This window comes from Micromonospora sp. CPCC 205558, assembly GCF_036902955.1.
In the GTDB taxonomy this organism is placed as follows: domain Bacteria; phylum Actinomycetota; class Actinomycetes; order Mycobacteriales; family Micromonosporaceae; genus Micromonospora.
In genome coordinates, this window is sequence record NZ_JBAKHR010000011.1 from 207,130 (window position 1) to 233,012 (window position 25,883).

20 protein-coding genes and 1 pseudogene are annotated in these 25,883 nt (G+C 71.5%); 9 read left to right on the top strand and 12 right to left on the bottom strand.

Annotated features, from left to right (window positions below; translation table 11 throughout):
* Nucleotides 1-547: 547 nt before the first annotated feature.
* Entirely contained in the window at nt 548-1,234 is a 687-nt protein-coding gene (locus V6U86_RS15905) for a response regulator (protein ID WP_030337843.1), read from the bottom strand.
* Nucleotides 1,235-1,236: 2 nt separating this feature from the next.
* Nucleotides 1,237-2,505: a PspC domain-containing protein gene (locus V6U86_RS15910; protein ID WP_334503880.1), complete on the bottom strand. Its 1,269-nt coding sequence runs from the start codon at nt 2,503-2,505 to the stop codon at nt 1,237-1,239.
* Nucleotides 2,506-2,660: 155 nt separating this feature from the next.
* Between V6U86_RS15910 and V6U86_RS15915 the strand changes: the two genes are divergently transcribed.
* The 3 genes and pseudogenes from V6U86_RS15915 to V6U86_RS15925 all read left to right on the top strand — a co-directional run bounded on the left by V6U86_RS15915 (nt 2,661) and on the right by V6U86_RS15925 (nt 6,581).
* Nucleotides 2,661-4,466 carry a PspC domain-containing protein gene (locus V6U86_RS15915; protein WP_334503816.1) on the top strand — a complete coding sequence of 602 codons (1,806 nt, stop codon included), beginning with the start codon at nt 2,661-2,663 and terminating at the stop codon, nt 4,464-4,466.
* Nucleotides 4,463-4,702, top strand: a pseudogene (locus V6U86_RS15920) (hypothetical protein); the annotation flags it as partial. The gene V6U86_RS15915 and the pseudogene V6U86_RS15920, both read left to right, overlap by 4 nt.
* A 625-nt stretch (nt 4,703-5,327) precedes the next feature.
* A complete protein-coding gene (locus V6U86_RS15925; RefSeq protein ID WP_334503818.1) occupies nt 5,328-6,581 on the top strand; it encodes a phosphatidylserine decarboxylase in 1,254 nt (417 codons plus the stop codon).
* A 57-nt stretch (nt 6,582-6,638) separates the two neighbouring features.
* On the opposite strand, the gene V6U86_RS15930 is transcribed toward V6U86_RS15925, so the two are convergent.
* The 3 genes from V6U86_RS15930 to V6U86_RS15940 form a co-directional block, all read right to left on the bottom strand.
* Complete coding sequence (locus V6U86_RS15930; RefSeq protein ID WP_334503820.1) at nt 6,639-7,589, bottom strand: CDP-alcohol phosphatidyltransferase family protein; 951 nt, start codon at nt 7,587-7,589, stop codon at nt 6,639-6,641.
* Nucleotides 7,590-7,933: 344 nt separating this feature from the next.
* A complete protein-coding gene (locus V6U86_RS15935) occupies nt 7,934-8,854 on the bottom strand; it encodes an NUDIX hydrolase (protein ID WP_334503822.1) in 921 nt (306 codons plus the stop codon).
* A gap of 231 nt (nt 8,855-9,085) precedes the next feature.
* Entirely contained in the window at nt 9,086-10,036 is a 951-nt protein-coding gene (locus V6U86_RS15940) for an NUDIX domain-containing protein (protein ID WP_334503824.1), read from the bottom strand.
* Nucleotides 10,037-10,179: 143 nt separating this feature from the next.
* Between V6U86_RS15940 and V6U86_RS15945 the strand changes: the two genes are divergently transcribed.
* Nucleotides 10,180-10,548: a PspC domain-containing protein gene (locus V6U86_RS15945; RefSeq protein ID WP_334503826.1), complete on the top strand. Its 369-nt coding sequence runs from the start codon at nt 10,180-10,182 to the stop codon at nt 10,546-10,548.
* A gap of 7 nt (nt 10,549-10,555) precedes the next feature.
* Here the strand turns inward: V6U86_RS15945 and guaA are convergent, their stop codons facing one another.
* A complete protein-coding gene (gene guaA / locus V6U86_RS15950; protein WP_334503828.1) occupies nt 10,556-12,112 on the bottom strand; it encodes a glutamine-hydrolyzing GMP synthase in 1,557 nt (518 codons plus the stop codon).
* A 151-nt stretch (nt 12,113-12,263) separates the two neighbouring features.
* Nucleotides 12,264-13,961, bottom strand: a complete 1,698-nt coding sequence (locus tag V6U86_RS15955; RefSeq protein WP_334503830.1) for a GMC family oxidoreductase — start codon at nt 13,959-13,961, stop codon at nt 12,264-12,266.
* A 144-nt stretch (nt 13,962-14,105) separates the two neighbouring features.
* Between V6U86_RS15955 and V6U86_RS15960 the strand changes: the two genes are divergently transcribed.
* A complete protein-coding gene (locus tag V6U86_RS15960) occupies nt 14,106-15,224 on the top strand; it encodes an LCP family protein (protein ID WP_334503832.1) in 1,119 nt (372 codons plus the stop codon).
* A 7-nt stretch (nt 15,225-15,231) separates the two neighbouring features.
* On the opposite strand, the gene V6U86_RS15965 is transcribed toward V6U86_RS15960, so the two are convergent.
* Nucleotides 15,232-16,689: a M1 family metallopeptidase gene (locus V6U86_RS15965; RefSeq protein ID WP_334503834.1), complete on the bottom strand. Its 1,458-nt coding sequence runs from the start codon at nt 16,687-16,689 to the stop codon at nt 15,232-15,234.
* Between the two features lie 110 nt (nt 16,690-16,799).
* Nucleotides 16,800-18,206, bottom strand: coding sequence for a M1 family metallopeptidase (locus tag V6U86_RS15970; protein ID WP_334503836.1), 1,407 nt, complete (start codon nt 18,204-18,206; stop codon nt 16,800-16,802).
* A 203-nt stretch (nt 18,207-18,409) separates the two neighbouring features.
* Here V6U86_RS15970 and V6U86_RS15975 point away from each other — a divergent pair, with 203 nt between their 5' ends.
* On the top strand, nt 18,410-19,525 hold the full coding sequence (locus V6U86_RS15975) for a sugar phosphate isomerase/epimerase family protein (RefSeq protein WP_334503839.1): 1,116 nt from the start codon (nt 18,410-18,412) through the stop codon (nt 19,523-19,525).
* Nucleotides 19,526-19,597: 72 nt separating this feature from the next.
* On the opposite strand, the gene V6U86_RS15980 is transcribed toward V6U86_RS15975, so the two are convergent.
* Entirely contained in the window at nt 19,598-20,716 is a 1,119-nt protein-coding gene (locus V6U86_RS15980) for a GuaB3 family IMP dehydrogenase-related protein (protein ID WP_124778268.1), read from the bottom strand.
* 30 nt (nt 20,717-20,746) lie between these two features.
* Nucleotides 20,747-22,309 carry an IMP dehydrogenase gene (gene guaB, locus V6U86_RS15985; protein WP_334503844.1) on the bottom strand — a complete coding sequence of 521 codons (1,563 nt, stop codon included), beginning with the start codon at nt 22,307-22,309 and terminating at the stop codon, nt 20,747-20,749.
* Nucleotides 22,310-22,495: 186 nt separating this feature from the next.
* On the opposite strand from guaB, the gene V6U86_RS15990 reads away from it, so the two are divergent.
* The gene (locus tag V6U86_RS15990; protein ID WP_030337860.1) at nt 22,496-22,915 is read left to right on the top strand and encodes a DUF5319 domain-containing protein; all 420 of its coding nucleotides are present in this window, start codon (nt 22,496-22,498) and stop codon (nt 22,913-22,915) included.
* Between the two features lie 64 nt (nt 22,916-22,979).
* Here V6U86_RS15990 and V6U86_RS15995 read toward each other — a convergent pair whose 3' ends face one another.
* Complete coding sequence (locus tag V6U86_RS15995; RefSeq protein ID WP_334503847.1) at nt 22,980-23,795, bottom strand: helix-turn-helix transcriptional regulator; 816 nt, start codon at nt 23,793-23,795, stop codon at nt 22,980-22,982.
* 253 nt (nt 23,796-24,048) lie between these two features.
* Between V6U86_RS15995 and V6U86_RS16000 the strand changes: the two genes are divergently transcribed.
* A complete protein-coding gene (locus tag V6U86_RS16000; RefSeq protein WP_030337862.1) occupies nt 24,049-24,432 on the top strand; it encodes a WhiB family transcriptional regulator in 384 nt (127 codons plus the stop codon).
* A gap of 724 nt (nt 24,433-25,156) precedes the next feature.
* Nucleotides 25,157-25,720, top strand: a complete 564-nt coding sequence (locus tag V6U86_RS16005; protein WP_334503851.1) for a hypothetical protein — start codon at nt 25,157-25,159, stop codon at nt 25,718-25,720.
* The last annotated feature ends 163 nt before the right edge of the window (nt 25,721-25,883 follow it).

Consider the following 25,883-nt stretch of genomic DNA (forward strand, 5'->3'; position numbering starts at 1 on the left):
CGTCGTGGGTTTCACGCACGTTTGGGGGTGACACCGCCCGACCACCCCGGGGCGCGGGTCGCCGGGACCACAGGGAAGTTGGGGACACCCCTGATGTTCCGATCCGCCGGGCTCCCCCACCAACGAGGCGCGACACGACGCAACCGACACAGCCACGGGCCGCCGTGATCGGCAGAATCGTGGTCGTGGGGCGTACGGAGTGCCACACACCGATGGTGAGGTGCTGCCACTGTGACACCCACTGGCCGCTTCCGTGAAGGTGCCGTTATCAAGCCGTTAGTTGCCCGCCACGTTGCCGATACTTGAAAAATGATCATAAAACGGTCGAGTCTGGCGGCAATGAGCAGGAAATACGTTGCGCCACCCGAACACCGGCCTCGACCCCGTGCGTGAGCAGCGGGGTCACCCCGGCCCGGGTGGGACCTCCGTCACCGCAAACGTTTCGACCCATCCGGATGAGGGCGCCCAGGGCTACCCGGACACGATCACCGGCCGGGTGTACGAGGGCGCGCCGGACGTTTCTCTGATCCTCGCCGCCGACCCACCGTCACACCAGCCGGCGATCAGCCGCCCAACGGGAGAGTTCGTAGCGGTTGGACATCTGAAGCTTGCGCAGCACGTTCGACACGTGCGTCTCCACCGTCTTGATGGAGATGAAGAGCTCCTTGGCGATCTCCTTGTACGCGTACCCCCGGGCCAGCAGCCGCAGCACCTCCCGCTCACGGTTGGTGAGCTGGTCCAGCTCCGGGTCGGCCACCGGCGCGTCCGGCCGGGCCGCGAAGGCGTCCAGCACGAAACCGGCCAGCCGTGGGCTGAACACCGCGTCCCCGTCGGCCACCCGACGGATCGCGGCAGCCAGCTCGTCCGGGGAGATGGTCTTGGTGACGTACCCCCGGGCGCCGGCCCGGATCAGCCCGATCACGTCCTCCGCCGCGTCGGAGACGCTCAACGCGAGGAACTTGACCTGCGGATGCGTACGCCGCATCGCCTCCAGCACCGCGCGACCGCCACCGTCGGGCATGTGCACGTCGAGCAGCACCACGTCCGGGCCGACGGCGGCGATCCGGGTGACCGCCTCGGCCACCGTGCTCGCCTCGCCCACCACCTCCACGTGGGCGCCCAACTCCGCGCGCACCCCGGCCCGGAACATGGCGTGATCGTCCACCAGGAACACCCGCAGCCGCTCGGGGCGGGCATCCGCCGGGTCGAGGTGCTCGGTCGACTGCTCGGCCATGGTCATCTGTTCCTCTCCGCTGCGGACGAGTCCCGGGAGATCGGCAGGATCAACCGGACCTCGGTCCCCTCCCCCGGGCCGGACCGGATTTCGGCCCGTCCGCCGTGCCGCTTCATCCGCCCGATGATCGAGCCGCGAACGCCGTGCCGGTGGTCCTCCACGGTATCCGGATCGAAGCCCTTCCCCCGGTCCCGAACGAAGACGCTGACCTGATCCGGCTCCACCTCGGCGTAGAGCGACACGGTCTGCACCCCGGCGTGCCGAGCCGCGTTGACCAGAGCCTCGCGTGCGGCCGCGACCAGCGCCCCGACCTTCTCGTCGGTCTCCCGGTCCCCCACCACCACCGTCTCCACGCTGATCGCGAAGGTGTCCTCGACCTCGGCTGCGGCCTGCTCCAGTGCAGCGGCGAAGCGCTCGCTCGGCGAGGCGGTCGGCTTGTAGAGCCAGTTGCGCAGCGAGCGTTCCTGCCCTCGGGCCAGCCGCTGCACGGTCTTGACGTCGCCGGCGTTGCGCTGGATCAGGGCCAACGTGTGCAGCACCTGGTCGTGCACCATGGCGGCCAACTCGGCCCGTTCCTGCTCGCGGATGCGCCCCTCGCGCTCCGAGCGGAGCTGGCTGTACGTCCGCCAGAGCACCGGCGCGGCGACCACGCCGACGCCCGCCAGCCCGACCAGCGCGAAGATCACGCCATTGATCACCGCGTCGAAGTTCTGTGCTGGCGAGTAGACGGCCGCGACACCGATGATGCCGACCGCGACCAGCACGCCCCCGCCGATGAACCGGAGCACGAAGGCCCGCCGGTCGCTCTCCTCGACGACCGCACCCAGCCAGGGCACCGGCATCGCGTCGCCCCACTGCCGCCGCCGCTCGGGCGCGGACTGATGCCAGATGACCCCGGCGCCGACCGCGATGATGGCCACCAGCCAACCGGCGGTGCCCGCCGCGCCCACCGAGTCGAAGACCATCACCTGGATCAACAGGACACCGAGCCCGATCCCCACGAACGGCAGGAGCTGGGCGACATCCCGCCGGGGCGGCACCGCGGTGTCACCGGGACGCAGCGGCACCACAGCCCAGAAGGCCGCGTAGAGCAGCAGGCCGAGCCCGCTCAGCCCGAGCAGAACCATGAACGCGACGCGCACCCGCAGCACCGAGATGCCGAGGTGGTCGGCGATACCGGCGGCGACGCCGGCGGCCATCCGGTGCTCGGGGGCGCGGTAGAGCCGCGAGGGCGGGGTCACGGTGCTGCTGATCGGAGGCTCCCTGGTCACGGTGGCGGACAGGTCGAGGTCGGTGACTCGATCGTCACACGCTGCGGCGTCGGTGACCACGGGGACGCCCCCGACATTCCGGCCGCCGGATCTCAGGGTGGGGTCAGGGTCGGGTCCTGAGGTCGTTCGGGTACACCGGGCAGCAGGATCGAAGCATGACCGAGGAAGCTGCCCCGCCGCCCCGACCGGGGTCGGCACAGCCGGGCGGTTCAGCACCGCCCCCGCCCGCCACCACGCCCACCGAGTGGACCGACCCCAGCACGTTCGGTCCACGCTCCGGCACCGGCGACACCACACCCGGCGATCCGGCCGACGGCTACGGCCCGCCCACGACGGGCTACGGTCCGGGCCCCGCGTTCGCGGCGGGCACCGGCTACGGGCCGGGCGGCACGCCACCCGGGCCGGGTGGTCCCGGGCCGTCCGCACCGCCACCGCCGCTGGGCGGCGCCGGCTTCACCTCACGGTACGGGCTGGTCCGACCGCGCGAGGGGCGGTATCTGGCCGGGGTCTGCGCGGCGATCGGGCGTGCCACCAACACCGACCCGGTGCTGTGGCGGGTGCTGCTCGCGGTGCTCGGGTTCTTCGGGGGCATCGGCATCCTGGTGTACGTCGCCGCCTGGCTGATCATCCCGAACGAGGGCGACACCGCGTCCCCCGTCGAGTCCATGCTCGGACGCGGTCGTTCCAGCATGTCGCCGGTCACGGTGATCGTCCTGAGCATCCTGGCGGCGGCCAGCTTCGCGTACATCGTCACCGACGCCTTCCGCGCGGTGCTGCTCGGCGCGGCCATCCTGGTCGCTGGCGCTCTCCTGCTCAACCGGGACGGCCGCAACCCACGGCCCGGCGCCCCGGGTGGTCCACCGCCGGCCGCACCGTCCGGCAACCCGGCCGGCCCGGTGCCGCCGGTGGCCTGGCCCGCACCGTCGTACGGCGCCGCGCCGTCCACCGGCCAGGCGCCGACGCCGACGCCGCCGATGTTCAGCACCGGTCCGGGGTACGCCACCGCGACGACCGGGGCAGCGCCAACCGTCACCCGCCCGGCGTACGACACGCCCCCGAGCAGCGGTCCGCTGCCGCCCAACCCGACGCAGCCGGTGCCCGGGGTGGGCCCGGTGCCCGGGCAACCGGCCGACACGACTGCTGCCCAGCCCCGCTGGCCGAGCACCGCCATGCCCAGCGCCGGCTGGCCGGCGCCGCCGGTGAGCAGCACACCCGCTGCCGCGGCCGGCTATCCGACCGCCCCACCGCCCTCCGGTTACCGCCAGCCGTTCGCGCCGCACGGCCCGTACGCTTCGCCGACCCCGGCCGCGCCTGCGCCGCGCAAGCCACCGAAGCCGCCGAAGCGCCCCAAGGAGCGTTCGCCGCTCGGCGCGGTGACCTTCTCGCTGATCTTCCTGGTGCTCGGTCTGGTCGCCCTGCTCGACCTGCTGGACGTCTTCGCCATCAGTGCCTCGGCGTACTTCGCCGCCGCGTTGGCCACGATCGCGTTGGGGCTGCTTGTCGGCACGTGGTTCGGGCGGGCTCGCTGGCTCATCGCGCTCGGTCTGGTGACCGCGGCGGCGCTGGGCACGGCGACCGTCGCCGAGTCCTACGACCGGATCCGGGGGGTCGACGGCGCGGTGACCTGGGCCCCCACCGACTACCGCGACCTCGCCGACCGGTACAAGAACAGCTTCGGTGACGCCGTGCTCGACCTGCGCGGGATCGACTTCGCGAAACGGGACAGCCAGGTGACCGTGGCCGTCAACTTCGGCCAGGCGACCGTGGTCGTGCCGCCGAACGTGGACGTCACGACCGTGGCCGACGTCAACGCGGGTGACGCCACCATCTTCGGCAACCGCTCCGGCGGGCTGGACGGCCGCCTGCAGGAATCCACCGACGTCGGCGCGGACGGGCCTGGCGGCGGGACCCTGCGCCTCTACATCCATGTCAATGCGGGCAACCTGGAGGTGACCCGGTGAAGGCTCACCGCACGGATCTGGTGTCGTTCGCCTTCGGGCTCGTGTTCCTGGCGCTGTCCGCCTGGTGGCTGCTCGCCCAACTGCTCGGGCTGGCGCTGCCCCCGGTCGGCTGGTTCCTGGCCGGCGCGCTCATCCTGATCGGGGTCTTCGGGCTGGTCGGCGCGCTGCGCTCGGGTCGGCCGAGCCAGCCGGAGCCGACCGCCGGGGCCGCCGATGCCGTCGCGCCGGTCTCCGGCACGTCCGTCTCCGGTGCGCCCAGCTCCGGGGTGCCCGTGCCGGTATCCGGTGCCGCCACGTCGACCTCCGGCGCGGCCCTGCCGTCCTGGGAAGCCGAACGGTCCACCTGGGACACTCCCTCCCCGGACCCGACGCTCATCTCGAACCCGACGCTCTCCTCAGACCCGCTGTTCTCCTCAGAGCGCCGGCTGGAGTCGCCGACCACCGAGGTGCGGGCGGAGGATGCGCCGACCACCGACGTGATCCACCCGGCCTGGCTGGCACATCCGCCGTCGGAGCCGTCGACCGAGCCGATCCGTGGCCGATCCGGCGGCGCGGACGAGGACGCGACGCTCGGGATCCTCGCCCGCCCGGCGACCTCCGAGGGGAACGAGCCGACCCACTCCGACCAACCGGGCGACGCCGCCGGCGACCAACCGGGCGACGAGCGGGACGGTCCGCGCGGGCAAGCCTGACCTCGGGCGCCTGACCCGCGTCGGTCCACCGCAGCCTGCGGCGGTGCGGCCGGCGCGGACGGACGCATATGCTGGCCGGTGGAGATCTCGCCTCCGCCGGCCGGCCCGTCCCGCCCATGGCGGCCCCGCCGCGATTCCCGTCTCTACCCCCGTCAGGAGCCCGCCCGACATGACCCAGTCCCCCGCCGTGCGTACCACCGGTCCGTCCGGTCCGGTCCGCATCGGCGAGCGAGCCGCCCGTACCCTCGTCGCCGAGCTGGCCCGGATCAACGACGCCAAGGCAGCCCTGCTGGTCGGGGTGAACCCGGACTCCGCGGTGCTGGCCGCGGCGGTCGAGGCGCTGCTCCCCGGTGACCGACTCACCGTGGTGCCCGTCGAGCCGTTCGGCGCTGCGGCGCTGCGCGAGCACGTCACCGCCCAGGGCCGCTGGGTCGCCGACCGGGTGAACGTCGTCGACTCGCTGGCCGAAGCCGAACCCGCCGAGGTCGTCGTCGCCGGCGAGGTGTTCACCGGCACCGCCGAGGCAACCCGCAGCGGCGTCGAGGGGCTGGCCAAGTATCTGTCCAACGGGGCGGTGCTGAGCGTGGCGACCGTCGCCACGCCCGGCCGCACCGAGGGCGCCGCCGCCGAGCTGGCCCGACAGGACGCCCTCTACGGCGTCGGCGCCGACCTGGTGCTGCGCAACTCGCCACCGGTGCGGGTCTACCGACTGCGGTTCACCCCGGCCAGCCCGGCCACCGCCGACAGTCTGGCCCCCGCGTACCGGCCGTCGAGTGTGCCGCTGACCCGGGGCATGCACATCGACTCCAACGGCGTGGCGGCGGCGGGCATCGCGCTGGGCCTCGCGGCGGTGGCCCGGGTGGCGCGTCCGTCGTCCAAGCTGTGGCTGCTGCCGGCCCTGGCGGCCGGGCCGGTCGCCGCGTTCTTCCGGGATCCCGAGCGGGACGTGCCGGAGGACCCGAGCGCCGTGGTCGCCAGCGCGGACGGCAAGGTCCTGTCGGTGCAGCGGCTGCACGACGAGCGCTTCGGCGACGGCGAGTGGCTGCGGATCGCTGTGTTCCTGTCGGTGCTGGACGTACACGTCAACCGCGCCCCGGTCGCCGGCAAGGTGGTCGACTACTTCGTCGCCGACGGCGGCTTCGTCAACGCGATGAAGCCGGACGCCGAGCACAACGTCGCCGCGTACACCGTGCTGGACACTGCTCGCGGCACCGTGGTGGTCGCGCAGCGGACCGGGCTGATCGCCCGCCGGATCGTGCAGCGCGCACCGATCGGCGCGCTGCTGGCCAAGGGCGAGCGCTTCGGGCTGATCCGCTTCGGCTCCCGGACCGACGTCTACCTGCCCGCCGAGGCGGCGGACCCGCTGGTCGGGCCGGGCGACAAGGTGGTCGGAGGATCCACGGTCATCGCCCGCTGGCGCTGACCCGCAAACGAGAAACGGGGCGCCGCTGTCCGCGGCGCCCCGTTCTGTCTGCTCGAATCAGGCGGTACGACGCTGCCGCAGCCAGAGAACCGGCCCGCTGACCAGGTAGCCCACCACGATCAGGGCGAACGTGAGCCGGATGTCGACCAGCGCGCCGATCACCGGAGCCAACCAGAGCCACGGCGGCAACTTCACCAGGCGGGCGAGCTTGGCGTACGGGAAGCTCGACACCATCGCGAAGGCCAGCAGCGCCACCCCGGCGACCAGCACGGCGCCGGGGACCGGCAGGCCGATCGCCACGGTCACGGCGAGCACCGCGGCCGCCATGGTGGTGGGCACCCCGCAGAAGAACCGGCCGTCCTTCGGCGAGACGTTGAAGCGCGCCAGTCGGATCGCGGCACACGCCGCGACCAGGGCGCACGCCACCGCCGCCGCGGCGGTGGAGACGGAGCCGGCGAGCGAGGCGTAGACCACGACCGGCGCGGCGAGACCGAACGAGCACATGTCGGCCAGTGAGTCCATCTGCGCGCCGAACGGGCTGGCCACACCGAGCCGTCGAGCCAGCGCGCCGTCCAGACCGTCGAAACCGACGCAGGCGATCAGGCAGAGCGCGGCGGTGCGAACCTCGCCCTGCATGGCCAGGAAGATGGCCAGCATGCCGAGCATCAGGCTGGCCAACGTGCAGGCGTTGACCAGGCCGAACTTCATCCGGCGCGCGATGGTGCGCTCGCCGGGGAGCAGCGGGATCGAGCGGGCCTCGTCGACCTGCGTCATCGGCGGCATCGCCGGGCTGACCGGCACGACCTCGTCGATGTCGGCTCGGGCCAGGCCCAGTGTCGGGTCCACATGCAGTGTCGGCCGGCTGAGCCGGTCCAGGCCGTAACGACGGCGCTGCCGATCGGCGTACCGGTGCTCGGTCGGGGCCAGGTCGGTCGGGGCCAGGTCGCCGTCGCGCCGACCGACCCGAACCAACAGCACCTGGCGGGCGAAGGTGCTGCTGCGGCGCAACCGGCCCGCCCAGCGACGCCCTGCGGGGCGCGGACTGTCAGTAGTACGACGCCGGCGCCATGGGGCTCTCGGCACGTTTCCTCCATCACCGGATCTGCTGGCCGCCCTGGGGCGGTGTCCGGCTGTCTCGTGCCGGACCTTGCATGGCCCGGCAGCCGTTTTGCGGAGTACACCATCGCATAGGGGAACGTGGCTTGGCGATAGCTGCCGGCGGTACTTATAACTGGCTTAAACCGCTCGAACCGCTCGCTTGTTCCCATCCCGGGCTTCATCGCCCGTTTCCTCCATCATTCCCGCCTTTGACTGTACCGGAGGGTCACCATCTCGGCTCGACGGGCCGAGTGCTATCGCCCCCTCTGTCCGATTGCCATCGCAGCGATGTCGCTCAACGGCAGGTCAACCGCCTCGGCCCGGGTGAACCACCCCGCCCGCGCCGTCGACCCTCCGGCCGATTCGGTGACCACGGCGTCAGTAGGTACGTCCACAAGCACCCGATAGATCACCCGTACGCCATGCCAGTCCAGCGGCCGGCCTTCCGGCCCGTACGCGGCCGGATTGTGCAGGTTGTTGACGCCAAGCAGTTCCACTACCCGGCCCACCTGACCGCCCTCCTCGACCAACTCCCGGAGCAACCCGGCGGCCGGCTGCTCACCGTGATCCGTGCCACCGCCGGGCAGATGCCAGAGGCCGGCCCCCGGATAGCCCTCCGCGATCTGGGTCAACAGAACCCGCCCAGCCGGGTCGGTGACCAGCCCGTACGCCCCAAAGCGGAGCCGACGATCGGGGTGCGGCGGCGCAGCCGGGTGCTGCGGCCGGTGCGTCCCGGGCGGCAGTGGGGTGACCGGCAGACCGAGCGCCTCAGCGGTGAACGGGGTCAGCGGCACCTCTGCCGCCTCCGCCGGGAAGAGCCAGCGGGCCCGATCGACCACGCCACCCCCGGCGGCCTGCGGCCCGCCCTGGGAAAGGGCGCCGGGGGGCACGCTGAGCTCGAACATCAGCCGGTCGGTGTGCAGCGAGACCTTGTCCTCGGGAGAAATGGCCACATCGGCGACCACCGCGAACAGTCGAGACACCGTCACCGTCAGTCCGACCTGTTCGGCGACTTCGCGGACCACGGCCTGCTCCGGGTCCTCGGCATGCCCGACGGCACCGCCCGGCAACCGCCAAACCCCCGGGAACTCGCCCTCGACCCCGTCCCGGACCACCAGGACCCGGCCCGATTCCCGCAGAAGCCCATAGACCCCGACCCGCCGCGCAAATTGCACCTTTGTTCGCCCCCCGAACTCTTGCCACTCAAACCCACGCGCCCAACGACCGCCAGTGACTCAAGATGCGCAACATCCAGGATGTAGTGGCATCGGCCCGTCGGTGAGGCCACTACATCCTGGATCAAGCACGATCTTGGCGCGAAACGCGCGGGACGACGCCCGAGCCCCCGACTGTCCGTGCCGAACGTGGGCACGGCGGGGCGCCGGCCCGTCGTGGGACGGGCGGGGTCAGGTGAGTTGGGCTGCTTGGACTGCTTCGGCGGTCACCTCGGTGAGGCGGTCGGTGGGGAGAGCGCCCAACTCCTCGCGGCCGAACCAGCGGGCCTCGCAGGTGGAGCCGCCCACGTCGGCCACGGTCAGTGGGTTGGGCTGGTCGACAACGACCCGGTAGAAGGCGCGTACGCCGTGCCAGTCGATCGGGTAACCCTCGGGGCCGAGCGAGGCGGCGTCGCGGTGGCTGGCGACTCCGAGCAGTTCGACGAGGCGACCGGTTTGCCCGGTCTCCTCGACCAATTCTCGGATCAGGGCCGCGCCGGGCTGCTCGCCGTAGTCGGTGCCGCCGCCGGGCAGGTGCCAGCAGCCGGCGCCGGGGTAGCCGTCGGAGACCCGGGTGAGCAGGACCCGGCCGGCGGGGTCGGTGCAGACCGCGTACGCGGCGAAGCGCTGGGCGCGGTGCAGCCCGTCGGGGCCGGGCACGGCGTAGAAGGAGGGGAACTCGGGTGCCTCGTCGGGCACCACGTCGGTCGAGGAGGCGGGCAACCCGAGGGCACGTGCGGTGAACGAGCGCAGCGGCAGCTCGCGCGCCTCGTCGAGGGTGTACCACCGGGCCAGGTCGGTGGGGCGCTCGCCGACCCGGTCCGCGAGGGTGCCGCCGCGCACGGCCACCCGGTAGATCAGCCGGTCGGTGTGGATGGTGATGCCGCGATCCGGAAGGGCCCGCATGTCGGCGAGCACGTCGGCCAGGCCGGAGACGGCGACCGAGAGGCCGGTTTCGGCGGCGGTCTCGCGAACGACCGTGTGGTTCGGGTCCTCGCCGTGGTCGACGGCCCCGCCGGGCAGCGACCACGCGCCGGGGGTGCCGGAGCGCTCCGAGGCGCGGACCAGCAAGACTCGGCCGCTGGAATCAGCACAAACTGCGTATGCCGCGATCCTGCGGAGCGGCTTGAGCAAGGTGGTCACGGAAGCAAATTCTCCCCGGGCCGCGTTACCGGAACGGAAAAGAGTCGGATTCCTGACTGTTTGGCCTCGATCAGGGATTGGTCAGGGTAATGATCCGGGCGGTCACTGAGGTCGGGGCGGGCGCCAGCGCGGACCGTGGGGGTATGACATCGACCACCGCTCCCCACGCCCCGTACAAGCAGCTTCGGCGACCCACCACCGACCGCATGGTCGCGGGGGTCGCCAGCGGCGTCGGCCGCTACTTCGACGTCGACCCCACCCTGGTCCGGGTGATCTTCGCGGTCACCGGCCTGCTCACCGGCGGGCTCGCGCTGTTCGCGTACCCGATCATGTGGTTCCTGATGCCGGAGGAGCCCACCGGCGCGCCGGCCTGGCCGCACGCCGCGGGCGTCGCGCCGCAGCACGGCCCGCCGCCCACCGCCGGGCCCGCGCCCGGCGGACCACCGCAGGGGTACGCCCCGACGCCGCCCTACCCGCCGACGACCCCGTCCAGCACGCCACCGGCAGCCTGAGCGGCGCTCACTCCCACTCGATGGTGCCCGGCGGCTTGCTGGTGACGTCCAGGACCACCCGGTTGACCTCGGCGACCTCGTTGGTGATCCGGGTGGAGATCCGGGCCACCACGTCGTAGGGCAGGCGGGACCAGTCGGCGGTCATCGCGTCCTCGCTGGAGACCGGGCGCAGCACCACGGGGTGCCCGTAGCTGCGCCCGTCTCCCTGCACGCCGACGCTGCGCACGTCGGCGAGCAGCACCACCGGGAACTGCCACACGCCGCGGTCGAGGCCGGCGGCGGTCAACTCCTCGCGGGCGATCAGGTCAGCCTGGCGGAGCAGGTCGAGGCGCTCCTGGTCGACCGCGCCGATGATCCGGATGGCGAGGCCGGGGCCGGGGAACGGGTGCCGCCAGACCATCGCCTCGGGCAGGCCCAACTGGAGGCCGAGCGCTCGGACCTCGTCCTTGAACAGGGTGCGCAGCGGCTCGACCAGCGCGAACTTCAGGTCCTCCGGGAGGCCGCCGACGTTGTGGTGGCTCTTGATGTTGGCGGTGCCGGTGCCGCCGCCGGATTCCACCACGTCGGGGTAGAGGGTGCCCTGGACGAGGAACTCGACGTCGCCGTGCGCGGCGATCTCGCGGGCCGCGGCCTCGAAGACCCGGATGAACTCCCGGCCGATGATCTTGCGCTTCTGCTCCGGGTCGGTCACCCCGGCGAGCGCGCCCAGGAACCGGTCGGCGGCGTCGACCACCTTCAGCTTGATGCCGGTGGCGGCGACGTAGTCCTTCTCCACCTGCTCGGCCTCACCGGCGCGCAGCAGACCGTGATCGACGAAGACGCAGGTGAGCTGGTCACCGACTGCCTTGTGCACCAGCGCCGCGGCGACCGCCGAGTCCACCCCGCCGGAGAGGCCACAGATGACCTCCTTGTCACCGATCTGGGCGCGGATCCGGGCGACCTGCTCGTCGATGATGTTCTCGGGCGTCCAGGTCGGCTCGATGCCGGCGATGTCGTAGAGGAAGCGGGTCAGCATCTCCTGGCCGTGCGCGGTGTGCCCGACCTCCGGGTGGAACTGCACGCCGGCCCGCCGCCCGGCCAGGTCCTCGAATGCGGCGACCGGGGCGCCCGCCGACTCGGCGGTCACCGTGAAGCCCTCGGGCGCCTCGGTGACGCAGTCGCCGTGGCTCATCCACACCGGCAGGTCCGCCGGCAGGTCACGCAGCAGCACACCGGGGTCGAGGAGGCGGGGGCGCAGCGGGGTGCCGCCGTACTCGCGGTTACCGGTCCTGGTGACCGTGCCGCCGAGCGCCTGGGCCATCGCCTGGAAGCCGTAGCAGATGCCGAAGACCGGCACGTCGGCGCTGAACACGCCCGCGTCGATCTGCGGTGCGCCCGGGGCGTAGACGCTGGCCGGGCCCCCGGAGAGGATGATCGCGGCGGGGTTCTTCGCCAGCATCTCGGCGATCGGCATCGAGTGCGGCACGATCTCGGAGTAGACCTTCGCCTCACGGACCCGACGGGCGATGAGCTGGGCGTACTGGGCTCCGAAGTCCACCACAAGGACGGGGCGAGGCAGGCTCATGTGCACGAAGCCTACCGACAGTCACCGCCGCCCCCGGCACCGGCTCGCCAGAAGCCCCACTTCCCGCGATCTTGCACTTTCTGTGCCGACAAAGGCCACGAATGCCGCGTAACGACGACCGAAAGTGCAAGATCGCGGAAGTGGCGGCGGGTCACTGTCGCAGCGCGCCGGGGGCGTTCGGGGGGACTGCCGGGTTGTTCGGGGGTACGGGGGCGAGGCGGCGGTACGGGGTGGCGAGGGGTGGGCGGGGGTCCTTTTCCCCCTTGTTGGGCCAGAAGGACATCGCTCGTTCCGCCTGGGCGGTGATCGTCAGGGAGGGGTTCACGCCCAGGTTGGCAGAGACGGCGGCGCCGTCGACCACGTGCAGCCCGGCGTGCCCGTACACCCGGTGCCAGGGGTCGATCACCCCGTCGGCCGGGGTCGCCCCGATGACCGTCCCGCCCAGGATGTGCGCGGTCACCGGGATGTCGAAGGGTTCGGTGAGCGAACCGCCGGCGGTGCCGCCGATCTCGTCGGCGAGCATTCGGGCCGCGGTGTTGCCGGCCGGGATCCAGGTCGGGCTGGGCGTGCCGTGGCCCGGCCCGGTGACCAGCCGGCGGCCGAGAGGGCCACGCCGCCAGCGGGTGGTCAGCGAGTTGTCCACGGACTGCATGACCAGGGCGATCACCGTTCGCTCCGACCAGCCACGGACCGACAGCATCCGGGCTGCCAACCGGGGCTGCCGCACGATGCTGCCCAGCCAGCGGCGTACGCGGTGCGGGCCGCCGTCGACCAGCAGCGACTGGAGCAGCCCCATCGCGTTGGAGCCGCGCCCGTAGCGGACCGGCTCGATGTGCGTCTGCGGGTCGGGGTGGAACGAGCTGGTGATGGCCACCCCCTCGGTGTAGTCCAACCGCTCGGACCGGGCCCGTTGCCGGGGCACCGAGGCGCCGAGGATCGCCTCCGAGTTGGTCCGGGTCAGCTCACCGAGGCGGGGCGAGAGCCCGGGTAGCGCCGCGTCGGCCCGCATCGCGTGCAGCAGCCGCTGGGTGCCGAGCGCCCCGGCGGCGAAGACCACCTGGTCGGCGTGGATGACCTGCCGAGCCTTGCGCAGCCAGGCGCCGGTGCGTTCGGTGTGCACCTGGTACCCGCCGCCGTCGGCGGGCCGGACAGCGGTCACCGTGGTCAACGGGCGGACCGTGACCCCGAGCCGTTCGGCGAGCCAGAGGTAGTTCTTGACCAGCGTGTTCTTCGCCCCGTGCCGGCAGCCGGTCATGCACGATCCGCAGTGCCGGCAGCCGGTGCGTTCCGGGCCGGCACCGCCGAAGTACGGGTCGGCCACCCGCTGGCCGGGCTGGCCGATGTGCACGCCCACCGGGGTGGCGTGGAAGGTGTGCCCCACCCCCATCCGCTCGGCCACCGCGCGCATGGCCCGGTCCGCGCCGGTGTGCACGGGGTACGTGGTGACGCCGAGCATCCGTTTCGCCTGGTCGTAGTGGCGGGCCAACTCGTCGCGCCAGTCGGTGATGTCGCGCCACTGCGGGTCGTTGTAGAAGGCCGGCAGCGGTTCGTAGAGGGTGTTCGCGTAGACCAGCGAACCGCCGCCCACCCCGGCTCCGGAGAGCACGAGCACCCCGCCGCCGGTGCGTCGGTCGGCGGGCCGGAGCAGGGTGAGCCGTTGGATGCCGTAGCAGCCCAGCTTGGGCGCCCAGAGGAACCGGCGAAACCGCCAGGACGTCTGCGGGAACTCGTCGTCGGCGAAGCGGCGGCCGGCTTCCAGCACCGCTACCGAGTAACCCTTCTCGGCCAGTCGGAGCGCGGTGACGCTGCCCCCGAAGCCGGAGCCGATGACTACCACGTCGTACCGCATGGACGCATCATTACTCGTGAATAGCCCTCGCGCCAGCGGCACTTTTGCGCGATCATGCTCCGGCCGACCGACCCGGCGCCTCCCGGCCGCAACCCGGAGCACCCGTCGGAGCGTTGTTCACCGGACGGGTGGAAGGAATCCAGGATGGTTCTCGGGTCGATGGCACCGCGCCGACGGTGGTTGCTGCTGGGGCTGACGGCCCTCGCCGCGGTCGCGCTGATCGCGGCCGGCGCGGTGGTGATCACCCGGCTGACCGGGGACAACAAGCCCGGCGGCGCTCCGGTGGCCGGCTCACCGACCCCGTCGCCGGTCGGCACGCCGACGCCGAGCCCCAGTGGTCCACCGCCGGGCGCGGACATCACCGGCCCGCTCAACCTGCTGCTGGTCGGTGTGGACACCCGGGTCAGCGTGCCCGGGTGGGAGCCGCACTCCGACGCCGTGCTGGTGCTGCACGTACCCAAGGGACTGGATCGGGCGTACCTCTTCTCGCTCCCCCGCGACCTGCTGGTGGACATCCCGGCGTTCCCGAAGGCCGGCTACAAGGGCGGCAAGACCAAGCTCACCCACGCGATGAGCTACGGCAGCCGGGTGCCGGGCAAACCCAAACAACCCAGCACAGCCCAGGGGTACGAGCTGCTGCGCAGCACGGTCAGCGGTTACACCGGGCTGCGCATCGACGCGGGCGCGGTGCTCACGTTCAACGGGTTCGACCGGCTGGTCGACGCCCTGGGCGGGGTCGACATCTACGTCGACCAGCGGGTCGCCTCGCTGCACCGTCGACCGGACGGCAAGTACCGGGAGAGCGCGCCGGGCGGGTACACCGGGCCGCAGCAGGTCTACGAGAAGGGCGATCGGCACCTCAACGGCTGGCAGGCGCTGGACTACGCGCGGCAGCGCTACATCACCGGCGGCGACTACGCGCGGCAGCGTCACCAGCAGCAGCTGATCCGGGCGATGACCCGCAAGATCCTGGACGAGGGCCTGGCCCGGCAACCGGAGCGGGTCGACCAGGTGGTCTCCGCGCTGGGCGACACGCTGGTCTACGTCGGTGGGCGCCGGATCGTCGACATCGCGTACGCCCTCAGTGGATTGCCGGAGAACCGTTTCACGCTGGTTGGGCTGCCCGGTTCCGGGGTCGGCAAGGGCAGCGCCTACCGGGGTGAACAGCTGACCGCCGAGGGCCGCAAGTTCCTCACCGAGTTGCGGGCCGGCCGCGCCGACGCGTACCTGGCCGCCCACCCCAAGCTGGTGGTCAAGAACTGACCGCAGCTCAGAGCCGCTTGGGCAGGGCGGGCTTCTCGGTGCCGTAGAGCCAGTCGTCGAAGAGCGCGTCGAGCTGCTTGCCGGAGATCCGCTCGGCCAGGGCCACGAACTCGGCCGTGGTGGCGGTGCCGTTGCGCTTCTCCGCCGCCCAGGTCTTGACGATCTCGAAGAACGCCTTGTCGCCGACGGCCACCCGCAGGGCGTGCAGGGTCATGCCGCCGCGCTGGTAGACCGACTCGCTGAACAGCTTGTCCACTCCCGGCTTGCCCGGCGGTGTCCTCCACACCTGCGCGGACAGCTCGACGTACCGGCTGTTGAACGCTTCCTTGGCGGTGTACGCCTTGGTGTGCTCGGCCCACAGCCACTCCGCGTACGTCGCGAAGCCCTCGTTGAGCCAGATGTCCTCCCACTTGGCCAACGCGACGCTGTCGCCGAACCACTGGTGGGCCAGCTCGTGCGCGACGACCTCGGTGTTCTCGCCCCGCCGGAAGAAGCTCGCCGCGTAGACCGGTCGGCTCTGCGTCTCCAGCGCGTAGGAGATCCGGCGGTCGGAGATCACCACCCCGCCGTACGCGTCGAACGGGTACGGCCCGAACACGCTCTCCAGGTAGTCGGCCACCTCGACGGTCCGCGCGATGGACGCGTCCGCGCTCCCCTTGGCCTCGGTGGTGGTGACCGCGCTGTAGACCGGGCGGCCCTTGTGCTCGCCCGTGGTGATCCGGAACTTGCCGATCACCAGCGTGCTCAGATAGCTGGCCATCGGCGACTTCTCCGACCACTTCCAGGTGGTCCAACCGCCCGAGCTGGCCTTCCCGCCGGGAACGCCGTTGCTGATCGCGGTCAGGCCGTCCGGAACGGTGACCTCGAAGTCGTACGCCGCCTTGTCCGACGGGTGGTCGTTGACCGGGAACCAGGTGCTGGCCGACTCGGGCTGACCCAGCGCGATGGCACCGTCGGCGGTGTGCAGGAAGCCGCCGTCACCGAGCGTCTCGTTCCTCAGCGGCTTCGGCTTACCGGCGTAGGTGATCTCGGCGACGAACCCGTTGCCGTTGATCAGGCCGGAGGCCGGCTTGATCACCAGCTCGTTGCGCTTGCGGCTGTGGGTCGCCGGTGCGCCGTCCACGGTGACCGCGCTGACGGTCAGGCCGGCCAGGTCGAGGTTGAACGTCGACAGGTCGGCGGTCGCGGTGGCCCGCACGGTGGTCGTACCCGTCAACTGGTCCTTGGCCGGGTCGTAGCGCACCTTCACCGTGTACCGGCCGACGTCGTAGCCGCCGTTGCCGTAGGTCGGGAAGTACGTGTCGCCGACTCCGTCGGCACCCGCGGTGAAGGTCCGCGCCGGTGTGGGGGACGCGCTCGGTGGCTGCGCCGTGGCCGGGCCCGTCGAGTCGCATCCGGACAGTGCGAGCGCACCGGCCACCAGCAGGCCGGCACCCATGCGCAGTCTGTCTCGCGTCCCCCGCATCCCACACCCTCTCCGCACGGTTGCCGGTCACGGCCTGTGCCGCTCCGCGCGAACGGGCGCCTACCCGCCGTTCACAGGCGGCAGCATATCGACCGGGCAGCCGGGTCGGATCACGGCAGTGTGGGGGCCGCTCCACCCACCAACCAGGCGTCGAAGAGCGGACGCAGTTGCCGCTGGGCGACCCGCTCGGCCAGCGAGACGAGGTCCGCGGTGGTCGCGTTGCCTCCCGCCCGCTCCGTGGTCCAGGTGCGCAGGATGCGGAAGAAGACGTCGTCACCGACGGTCCGGCGCAGCGCGTGTACGGCGAGCGCCCCGCGCTTGTAGACGGCCGTGCCGAACATCTGCTCCCGGCCCGGCTCGACCGACGGCTGCGCCCAGTCGGTCGACGCGTACTGGATCTCGAAGTTGTGCTGGGCGCTCCGACCGCCGTCGTGTTCCTCCCACAGCCACTCGGCGTAGCTGGCGAAGCCCTCGTTGAGCCAGATGTCGCTCCACCTGGTCAGTGACACGCTGTCGCCGAACCACTGGTGCGCCAGCTCGTGTGCGACGACGCCCGGGTTCGGCTGGTCGTCGGAGAAGAAGCCAGGCCCGTAGACCGGCCGGGACTGGGTCTCCAGGGCGTACCCGACCCGGTCGTCGGCGATCACGATCCCCCCGTACGAGTCGAACGGGTAAGGGCCGAAGCGGCTGGCCAGGAAGTCGACGATCGCGCCGGTGCGGGCCAGCGAGGTGGCCGCTCCGCCGGTTGCCGGCAGGCTCGCGGCCACCGCCGTGACCATCGGCCGGCCGGCGTGCGTGCCGGTAACCACCCGGTAGTCACCGATCACGAGCGTGCTCAGATAGCTGGCCATCGGGGTGCGCTCCGACCAGCGCCAGGTGGTCCAGCCGTCGGCGCTGCTCTTCGGCCCGGGCACGCCGTTGCTCAACGCGGCCAGGCCGTCCGGGACGGTCACCGCCAGGTCGTAGGTGGCCTTGTCCGACGGGTGGTCGTTGACCGGAAACCAGGTGGCGGCCGAGTCGGGCTGGCCGAGCGCTACCGCGCCGTCGGCGGTGTGCAGGAAACCGCCGCTGCCCAACGCCCCGTCGTCGACGGCCGTGGGTACGCCCGCGTAGTCGACGGTCACGGTGAACTGCCGACCACGCGACAGGCCGTCGCGGGGCGTCACCACCAACTCGCCGTCGCCGCGTCGGTGGTCGGCCGCCGCGTCGCCCACTCTGACAGCGCCGACCTCCAGACCGACCAGGTCCAGATTGAACCGGGACAGGTCCTGGGTGGCGGTGGCCCTGATGACGGCTCGACCGGTCAGCCGGTCGGTCGCCGGGTCGTAGCGGACGTCAAGGCCGTAGTGCGAGACGTCGTAGCCACCGTTGCCGTGCCCCGGCACGTAGGGGTCGCCGACGTCGGCCGCGCCGGGCCGGAAGCCGTCGCGGTCGTCGCCCGTGCAACCGGTCGCGACCAGCCCGAGTGCGCAGGTCAGCGCGGCGGCGACGCTCAGTCTCCGTCCGGTCAGGACCATGCCCACCCCTCCTGCGGCACTCCGGTTTCCTGCGGCCTTCCGGTCAGGACGAGCGTAGTCAGCATCACCGTCCACGCGGCCCGTATCGACGATCATCAGTGACTTTCGTCGGATCAAACGAAAGCTGCCCATGATCGGACCTTTCTTTCGACTTAGACCGACGTTAGTGTCTGGCTCCGACCACCGTCGCGAAAGGTGGAACCATGCCAGACCACACCGCCCCCGACGCCACCCCCACCAACCGACTCAGCCGTCGATCCCTGCTCGCCGCGTCCGCAGGCGCCGCCGCCGCGATCGGCGCGGCCGGCCTACCCGTCCTCGCCACCGGCGCCCCCGCGCTCGCCCACCCCGGCAAGGCGAGCAAACTGCGGGTCGAGCCGCTGATCCCGGCCAAGAACCGCGGCATCATCCTCTACAGCGTCCGCGACCGGATCACCGCCGCGCCCGACGACAGCGGAGTGCCGTACGGCTTCGAGCGCGTCCTCGCCCGACTCGCCGAAATCGGCTACAAGGAGATCGAGTTCGCCGGCTACACCCAGAGCACCGAGATCCTGGGCCGACAGATCACCCCCGCCGAGATCCGCAAGATCCTCGACGACAACGGTCTGGTGGCCAACGGCACCCACGCCACGATCCAGCCGGCCACCTTCCAGCAACAGCTGGACATCGCCGAGGAACTCGGCATGAAGAACATCGGCACCGGCAGCGACCCGACCAGCAGCCCGTACAAGGCCGAGTGGGACGCCGCCGCGGACATCTGGAACGAGCTGGGCCGGCAGGCCAAGGCCCGGGGCATGCGGCTCTACACGCACAACCACGACGCCGCGTACAGCTTCCTCATCGACCGGGGCCCGCGCGACGCGCAGGGCCGGCAGACCCGGTCCTCCGGCATCCGCCGGCTGGAGTACTTCTTCGAGATCACCGACCCGCGGTACGTCTTCTTCGAGCTGGACATCTACTGGGCCTACGTGGCCCGCTACAAGCACCAGAAGTACGTCAACCCGGCCGGCCAGGAGGTCACCGACCTGTTCGACCCGATCCTCACCGTGGCCGACCGGACCACCCGGTTCCCGCTCTTCCACGCCAAGGACGGTGACCGGGACACCAGCGTCCCCAACGGGTACCAGATGACCCCGCTGGGCGACGGCGACCTCAACTTCCAGCAGTTCTTCCAGACCATCGGCGAGCGCAACTTCCACCACGCCAACTGGGAGATGGACACCGCCCCGGGCGGCACCGACAACAGGGGCCAGTCGCTCGACTTCGCGGCGACCAGCTACCGCAACATGTCCGACCTGACCATCTACCTGGAGAAGTGACTCCGCGCTGAACGCGACGAAGGCCGGCCCCGCACCAGTGCGGGGCCGGCCTTCATGTCTCTGACGGATCGGTCAGCGGTCGAGGACCAGACCGACCTTCTGGAACTCCTTCAGGTCGCGATAACCGCACTTGGCCATCGCCCGACGCAGCCCGCCGAACAGGTTGAGCTGACCGTCGGCCTCGTCCGCCGGCCCGAAGAGCAACTGCTCCATCGACCCCAGCGGCTCACCGGAGACCTCGAAGGCGCCCCGGGGCAGCGACGGGTGGCTCGCCGCCGAGTGCCACCAGGCGCCACCGGCGGGGGCCTCGTCGCAGAGCGACAGCGGCTCACCGAGCATCACCGCGTCCGCGCCGCAGCCCAGCGCCTTCGCGATGTCGCCCGAGGTCTGGATGTCACCGTCGGCGATCAGGTGCACGTACCGGCCGCCGGTCTCATCCAGGTAGTCCCGGCGGGCCGCCGCGGCGTCGGCGATCGCGGTGGCCATCGGCACCCGGATGCCCAGCACCGACTCGGTGGTCGACCACTCGTCGCCACCGATGCCCACGATCACCCCGGCCGCGCCGGTACGCATCAGGTGCAGCGCCGTCTTGTAGTCGGTGCAGCCACCGACGATCACCGGCAGGTCGAGGTCGGCGATGAACTCCTTGAGGTTCAGCGGCTCGTCGGTGGTCGACACGTGCTCGGCCGAGACGATGGTGCCCTGGATCACCAGGATGTCCACCCCGGCGTCCAGGATCACCGGCGCCAGCGCGAGGGTGTGCTGCGGAGAGACCCGCACCGCCACCGTGCCGCCCCCGGCGCGCAGCTCGCGGACCCGCTCCGCGATCAGGTCCGGGCGGATCGGCTCGGCGTACACCTCTTGCAGCCGCTTGGTGGCGCGCGCCTCCTCGTCGAGGCCGGCCAGCTCGTCCAACACCTTCGTCGGGTTCTCGTAGCGGGTCCAGAGCCCCTCGACGTTGAGCACGCCGAGGCCGCCGAGCTGACCGAGGCGCACCGCCGAGGACGGGCTCATGGTGGCGTCGGAGGGGTGACCGACACACGGAATGCCGAACGGATACGCGTCGAGCTGCCAGGACGTCGAGACGTCGTCGACGTCCCGGGTGCGGCGGCTCGGCACGATGGCGATGTCGTCCAGGTGGTAGCCGCGCTGCGCGGTCTTGCCCAGCCCGATCTCGACCACGTCACGCATGGGGGACTCCAGGTGGTTGGGGGTGGTGGGTCAGCGGGTGTGGTAGTTGGGCGCCTCGACGGTCATCTGGATGTCGTGCGGGTGGCTCTCCTTCAGGCCAGCCGCGGTGATCCGAATGAGCTGGCCCCGGCGGTGCAGATCGGGGATGTTCTCCGCACCGGCGTACCCCATGGCCAGTCGCAGACCGCCGACCAGCTGGTGGGCCACCCGGGAGAGCGGCCCCCGGTAGGGCACCTGGCCCTCCACGCCCTCCGGGACCAGCTTGTCGTCGCTGAGCACGTCCTGCTGGAAGTAGCGGTCCTTGCTGTACGACTTGGCCTGGCCCCGGGACTGCATCGCGCCGAGCGACCCCATCCCGCGGTACGTCTTGAACTGCTTGCCGTTGACGAAGATCAGCTCGCCGGGGCTCTCCTCGCAGCCGGCCAACAGGCTGCCGAGCATCACCGTGTCGGCGCCAGCCACCAGGGCCTTGGCGATGTCACCGGAATACTGGATGCCGCCGTCACCGATCACCGGCACGCCGGCCGGGCGGGCGGCCCGGGCCGCCTCCATGATCGCGGTCACCTGCGGCACGCCGACCCCGGCGACGATCCGGGTGGTGCAGATCGCGCCCGGCCCCACGCCCACCTTGACGCCGTCGGCGCCAGCGTCGACCAGCGCCTTCGCGCCGGCGTACGTGGCCACGTTGCCGCCCATGATGTCGACCGTGACGTCGGCCTTGAGCCGGCGGACCATGTCCAGCACGGCCCGCTGGTGACCATGCGCGGTGTCCACGATCAGCACGTCGACGCCGGCGTCGACCAGGGCACGGGCCCGCTTGTAGGCGTCCTCGCCCACACCGATGGCGGCGGCGACCCGCAGGCGGCCGGCGTCGTCCTTGCTGGCGTCCGGGTACTGCTCGCTCTTGGTGAAGTCCTTGACGGTGATCAGGCCGCGCAGCCGGCCCGCGTCGTCGACGATCGGCAGCTTCTCGACCTTGTGCTGACGCAGCAGCGCCAGGGCGTCGTCCTTGCTCACCCCGACCCGGGCGGTGATCAGCGGAGTGTGGGTCATGATCTCGCGGACCGGAGTGTTCGGCTCGGAGACGAAACGCATGTCCCGGTTGGTGACGATGCCCACCAGCTGGCCGTCGCCGTCCACCACCGGAACGCCGGAGATGCGGTAACGCCCGCACAGCTCGTCGACCTCGCGCAGCGAGTCGTTCGGGCTGGCGGTCACCGGGTTGGTGATCATGCCGGACTCGGAGCGCTTGACCAGGTCGACCTGGAGTGCCTGGTCCTCCATGGAGAGGTTGCGGTGCAGCACACCGATGCCGCCCTGCCGGGCCATGGCGATCGCCATCCGGGCCTCGGTCACCGTGTCCATCGCGCTGGACAGCAGCGGAATGGACAACTCGATGTTGCGGGTGAGCTTCGTCCGGGTGTTGACCCGGCTGGGCACCACGTCCGACTCGCCCGGCTGAAGCAGCACGTCGTCGAAGGTCAGACCGAGCGGAACCACCCGGGCGGAGCCGGCCGGCAGCTCAGGCAGGTGGCCGCCCAGGTCGGCGTGCTCGACGCCGGCCGGAAGATCGTTGCTGGGCGAATTTTCCACGATTGCTCCCCTGAGCTGCTCGGATGGGCTTCAGCGAGGTGGCGCGGGCGGGCACCGGAGCGCGCCACGATGCCGGCACGTCGCCTCATCGTACCCAGTGAGCTGGGCGACCCGTCCGTGGCGGGCCGGCTCGGCGCGGAGGCCGGGGGGCGGACGTTCCCGCCGCGTTGGGTCTACGGTGAGGGGGTGCACGACGAGCCCATCGACCCGTTCAATGGCGACCCGGCCGATCCGACTGCGGGTCTGGATGACCCGGGCGATGACGCGACGCCGGATCCGCTGACCGACGTCGAGCGGCAGGATGTGCTGGAAGACCTCGCCGACCTGGAGATCTACCAGGCTCTGCTGGCCCCGATCGGGGTCCGCGGGCTGGTGATCGAATGCGAGGACTGCCGGGAGCCGCACTACTTCGACTGGGACCTGCTCCGCGGCAACCTGCGGCACCTGCTCAACTCCGGTCGACCCCGGGTGCACGAGCCCGCGTACGACCCTGACCCGGATCACTATGTGACCTGGGACTACGCCCGAGGGTACGCCGACGGGGTGCACGACACCCTGTCCGAGGGCACCGAGGACGAGCCGGGCGCCCCGACCGCCACCAAGTGACACCGCGCGCGGCGGGCACCGCGCGGCGCGGACGTCGCGCGGCGGGCACCGCGCGGCCCGGACGTCAGGCGACCAGACCGGCGCGGAACCCCGCCGCCACCGCGTGCGCCCGATCCCGGGCACCAAGCTTGCGGAACAACCGGCGGGCGTGCGTCTTGACGGTGTCCTCCGAGACGAACAGCTCCCGGCCGATCTCCGCGTTGCTCTTGCCTTCGGCCATGCCGAGCAGCACCTGAAGCTCACGCTCAGTGAGGCCGATGGACGCCCGACTGGGTCGGGCGTTCGGGACGGGACGGGCCGCGTCGGTCTGCGCCGCCGACTCCCCGGTCCCGGCCTCCGCCTCGTCGTCGCCCCGCTGCACCGGCACCGACGCCAGACCGGCCGACCCGTCAGCGGCCGTGGCCGCCCAGCCGGGCTCACCAGAGCCCCGCGGCGACGGCCCGGAGCGACCGGAGCCACCCACCGCCGCAGCGTCGCGGGCCGGATCGGTGAGCCGCTGCCGGGTGGCACGGCCGGGGGCGGTGAGCAGCAGCAGCGCCTTCGCCACCGCGCTGGTCAGGTCGTGGTCGACGTTCTGAATGAGACCCCGGGCGCCGGCGCTGATGGTGGCCGCCGCGGCCTCGGACTCCTCGGTGCCGAGCAGCAGCACCGCCGCCTGCGGCGCCCGGGCCAACACCCGACGGACGAAGCCGGCGCTGTCCGGCCGGGTGAGGGCCGTGTCGGCCAGGACCACGTCGGCCGGCCGCTCGGCTAGCCGCAGCATCACCTCGGGATCAGAGACGGCGGTACGAACGATCGCGGACAACCCCAACCGCGCGGCAGCAGAAGTAAGGTGCTGGGCCGCGAGTGGTGTCCGAACGCACACAAGAACGGTACGCACTGTGGTCTCCTCTCCGCCAACGAGCAGACCATGACGCGGTCGGCTGGGGAGGTGGTTCCCGGCAATCGTTCGAACTTTTCCGACAGATAGGTCGAAAGCCGCAATTTTCCGGAGGTTTTCGATCACAGACGTGTGAGTTGACGACAGCCCGGGTACCGGGAGATCCAGGCCGGAACGGTGCGCCTGCGCGGCCCGCCGCCCGGACGCCGGCCATCAAGGATTCTCGCGGAGCCGCGCGGGAGGAGGGGTGCTGATGTCGAACGTACGTAGACTGCCCGGACCCATCGTCGATCTCTGGGACTGGCAGCGACTCGGTGCCTGCCGAGGGCGCGACAGCGCACAGTTCTTCCACCCCGACGGCGAGCGAGGCTCATCCCGGCTGCGTCGCGAGTCCTCCGCCAAGGCCGTCTGCCGCACCTGCCCCGTTCGCGCCGAATGCGCCGCCCACGCACTGTCGGTACGCGAGCCGTACGGCGTCTGGGGCGGCTTCAGCGAGTCGGAACGCCTGCGGCTGCTCGCAGTCGGCTGGGAGGACCTGGCAGACCGCCGGCACGCCCGGGTCGACGTCGCGCGGCTGGAGGCCCGCCTGGGCCGCCCGCACAAGTCGACCGTCCCGGCTCAACGCAAGGTCGCCTGACCGACCCATACATCCGCGAAACCGCGCCCCGGCCCAGGGGCGCGGTTTCGTGCGTTCTCATGCGGTTCGGCGTGGCCAGGGCCCCCGCCGACGACACGCTCATGATCAAACGGGTTTCTTTGGTGCCGGGGCGGCCCATCCGCCCGGATGCCCCGACTTCAATGACCCCGAGTGGATCGAGCCGAGTGCGCGGTCGTGGGCCAAGCAGCGACGACCCGCTTGAGGGGTTTGTCGGGTCTGGGGCATTCAGGCCAGGCGTAGGGCCTAGGCTGCTGCGAGGTACGTAACCTTTGTCTAGTCGTGGGTGTTTGTGGGGTGTGGTCGGGTGCACTCGTGGGCCGGAATCATGGCCGGGTCGGGGCCGTTACACATCCTGACGATCGCAGCACCACCGACTCGCCGCCCGCTCCCTGAGGGCTGGTCGCGCAGGTCGGAATGCCAACCACGGCCCTGTCGTTGCAGTCCCCACGACCGACCACAGGCACCTTCGGGTGCCCGACGGGATGGGCTAACCCCGGAATGACCCTGGCCCGGCGGTCGTTATACAGGGACCCGGCGCCACGAGCCTCCCGCCCGTGGGGTCGCCGACCCCGACGCCCGCTGAGGTGTCACCCCCCAGACTTTCCCCCTTTTGTTTGTGCAGCGCCGGACGAGGTGCTCACACCCGGCCGCTTGTCCCCCGTGTTGGGCGGTTGGGTGTTCTACCCCCGAAGGAGCTACCCCCATGAACACGATCTTCCGTAAAAGCATGCTGTCCGTTGCTGGTCTCGCGTTCGCCGGTGGTGTGTTCGCCGGCCCGATCGCCGCCCACGCCGCTACCCCGGCCGTGGATGCCAAGCCCGTTGCGGTGGCCGTGCAGTCGGCGCCGAAGCCGCAGGGCGACCAGTCCCGGATCACCCTCAACGACGAGCAGACCGCCAACGTCAAGGCGATCATCGCCGCGACGAAGAAGGCCGGCCTGCCCGAGCGGGCCGCGGTCATCTCGATCGCGACGAGCCTGCAGGAGTCGAAGCTGGAGAACCTGGGCCACCTCGGCGACATGAACGACCACGACTCGCTGGGCCTGTTCCAGCAGCGCCCGAGCTCGGGTTGGGGCACGCCGGAGCAGATCACCGACCCGGCCTACTCGACGACCGCGTTCCTGAAGGGTCTCAAGCAGGTCGACGGGTGGCAGGACATGCCGCTGACTGACGCTGCGCAGACGGTGCAGGTGTCGGCTTACCCGGACGCCTACGCCCAGTGGGAGCAGCAGGCCGCTGACCTGGTCGGCCAGTACTGGAACAGCTGACCTGCACCACCGCACCACCGCACGGCAAGACCGCAGCAAGAAGGCCGCTGGCCGGCACCCGCAACCCGGGGGTGCCGGCCAGCGGCCTTCCTCTTGTTGTCGCCGCACGCCGCACGCCGCACGCCGCACGCCGCACGCCGCACGCCGCACGCCGCACGCCGCA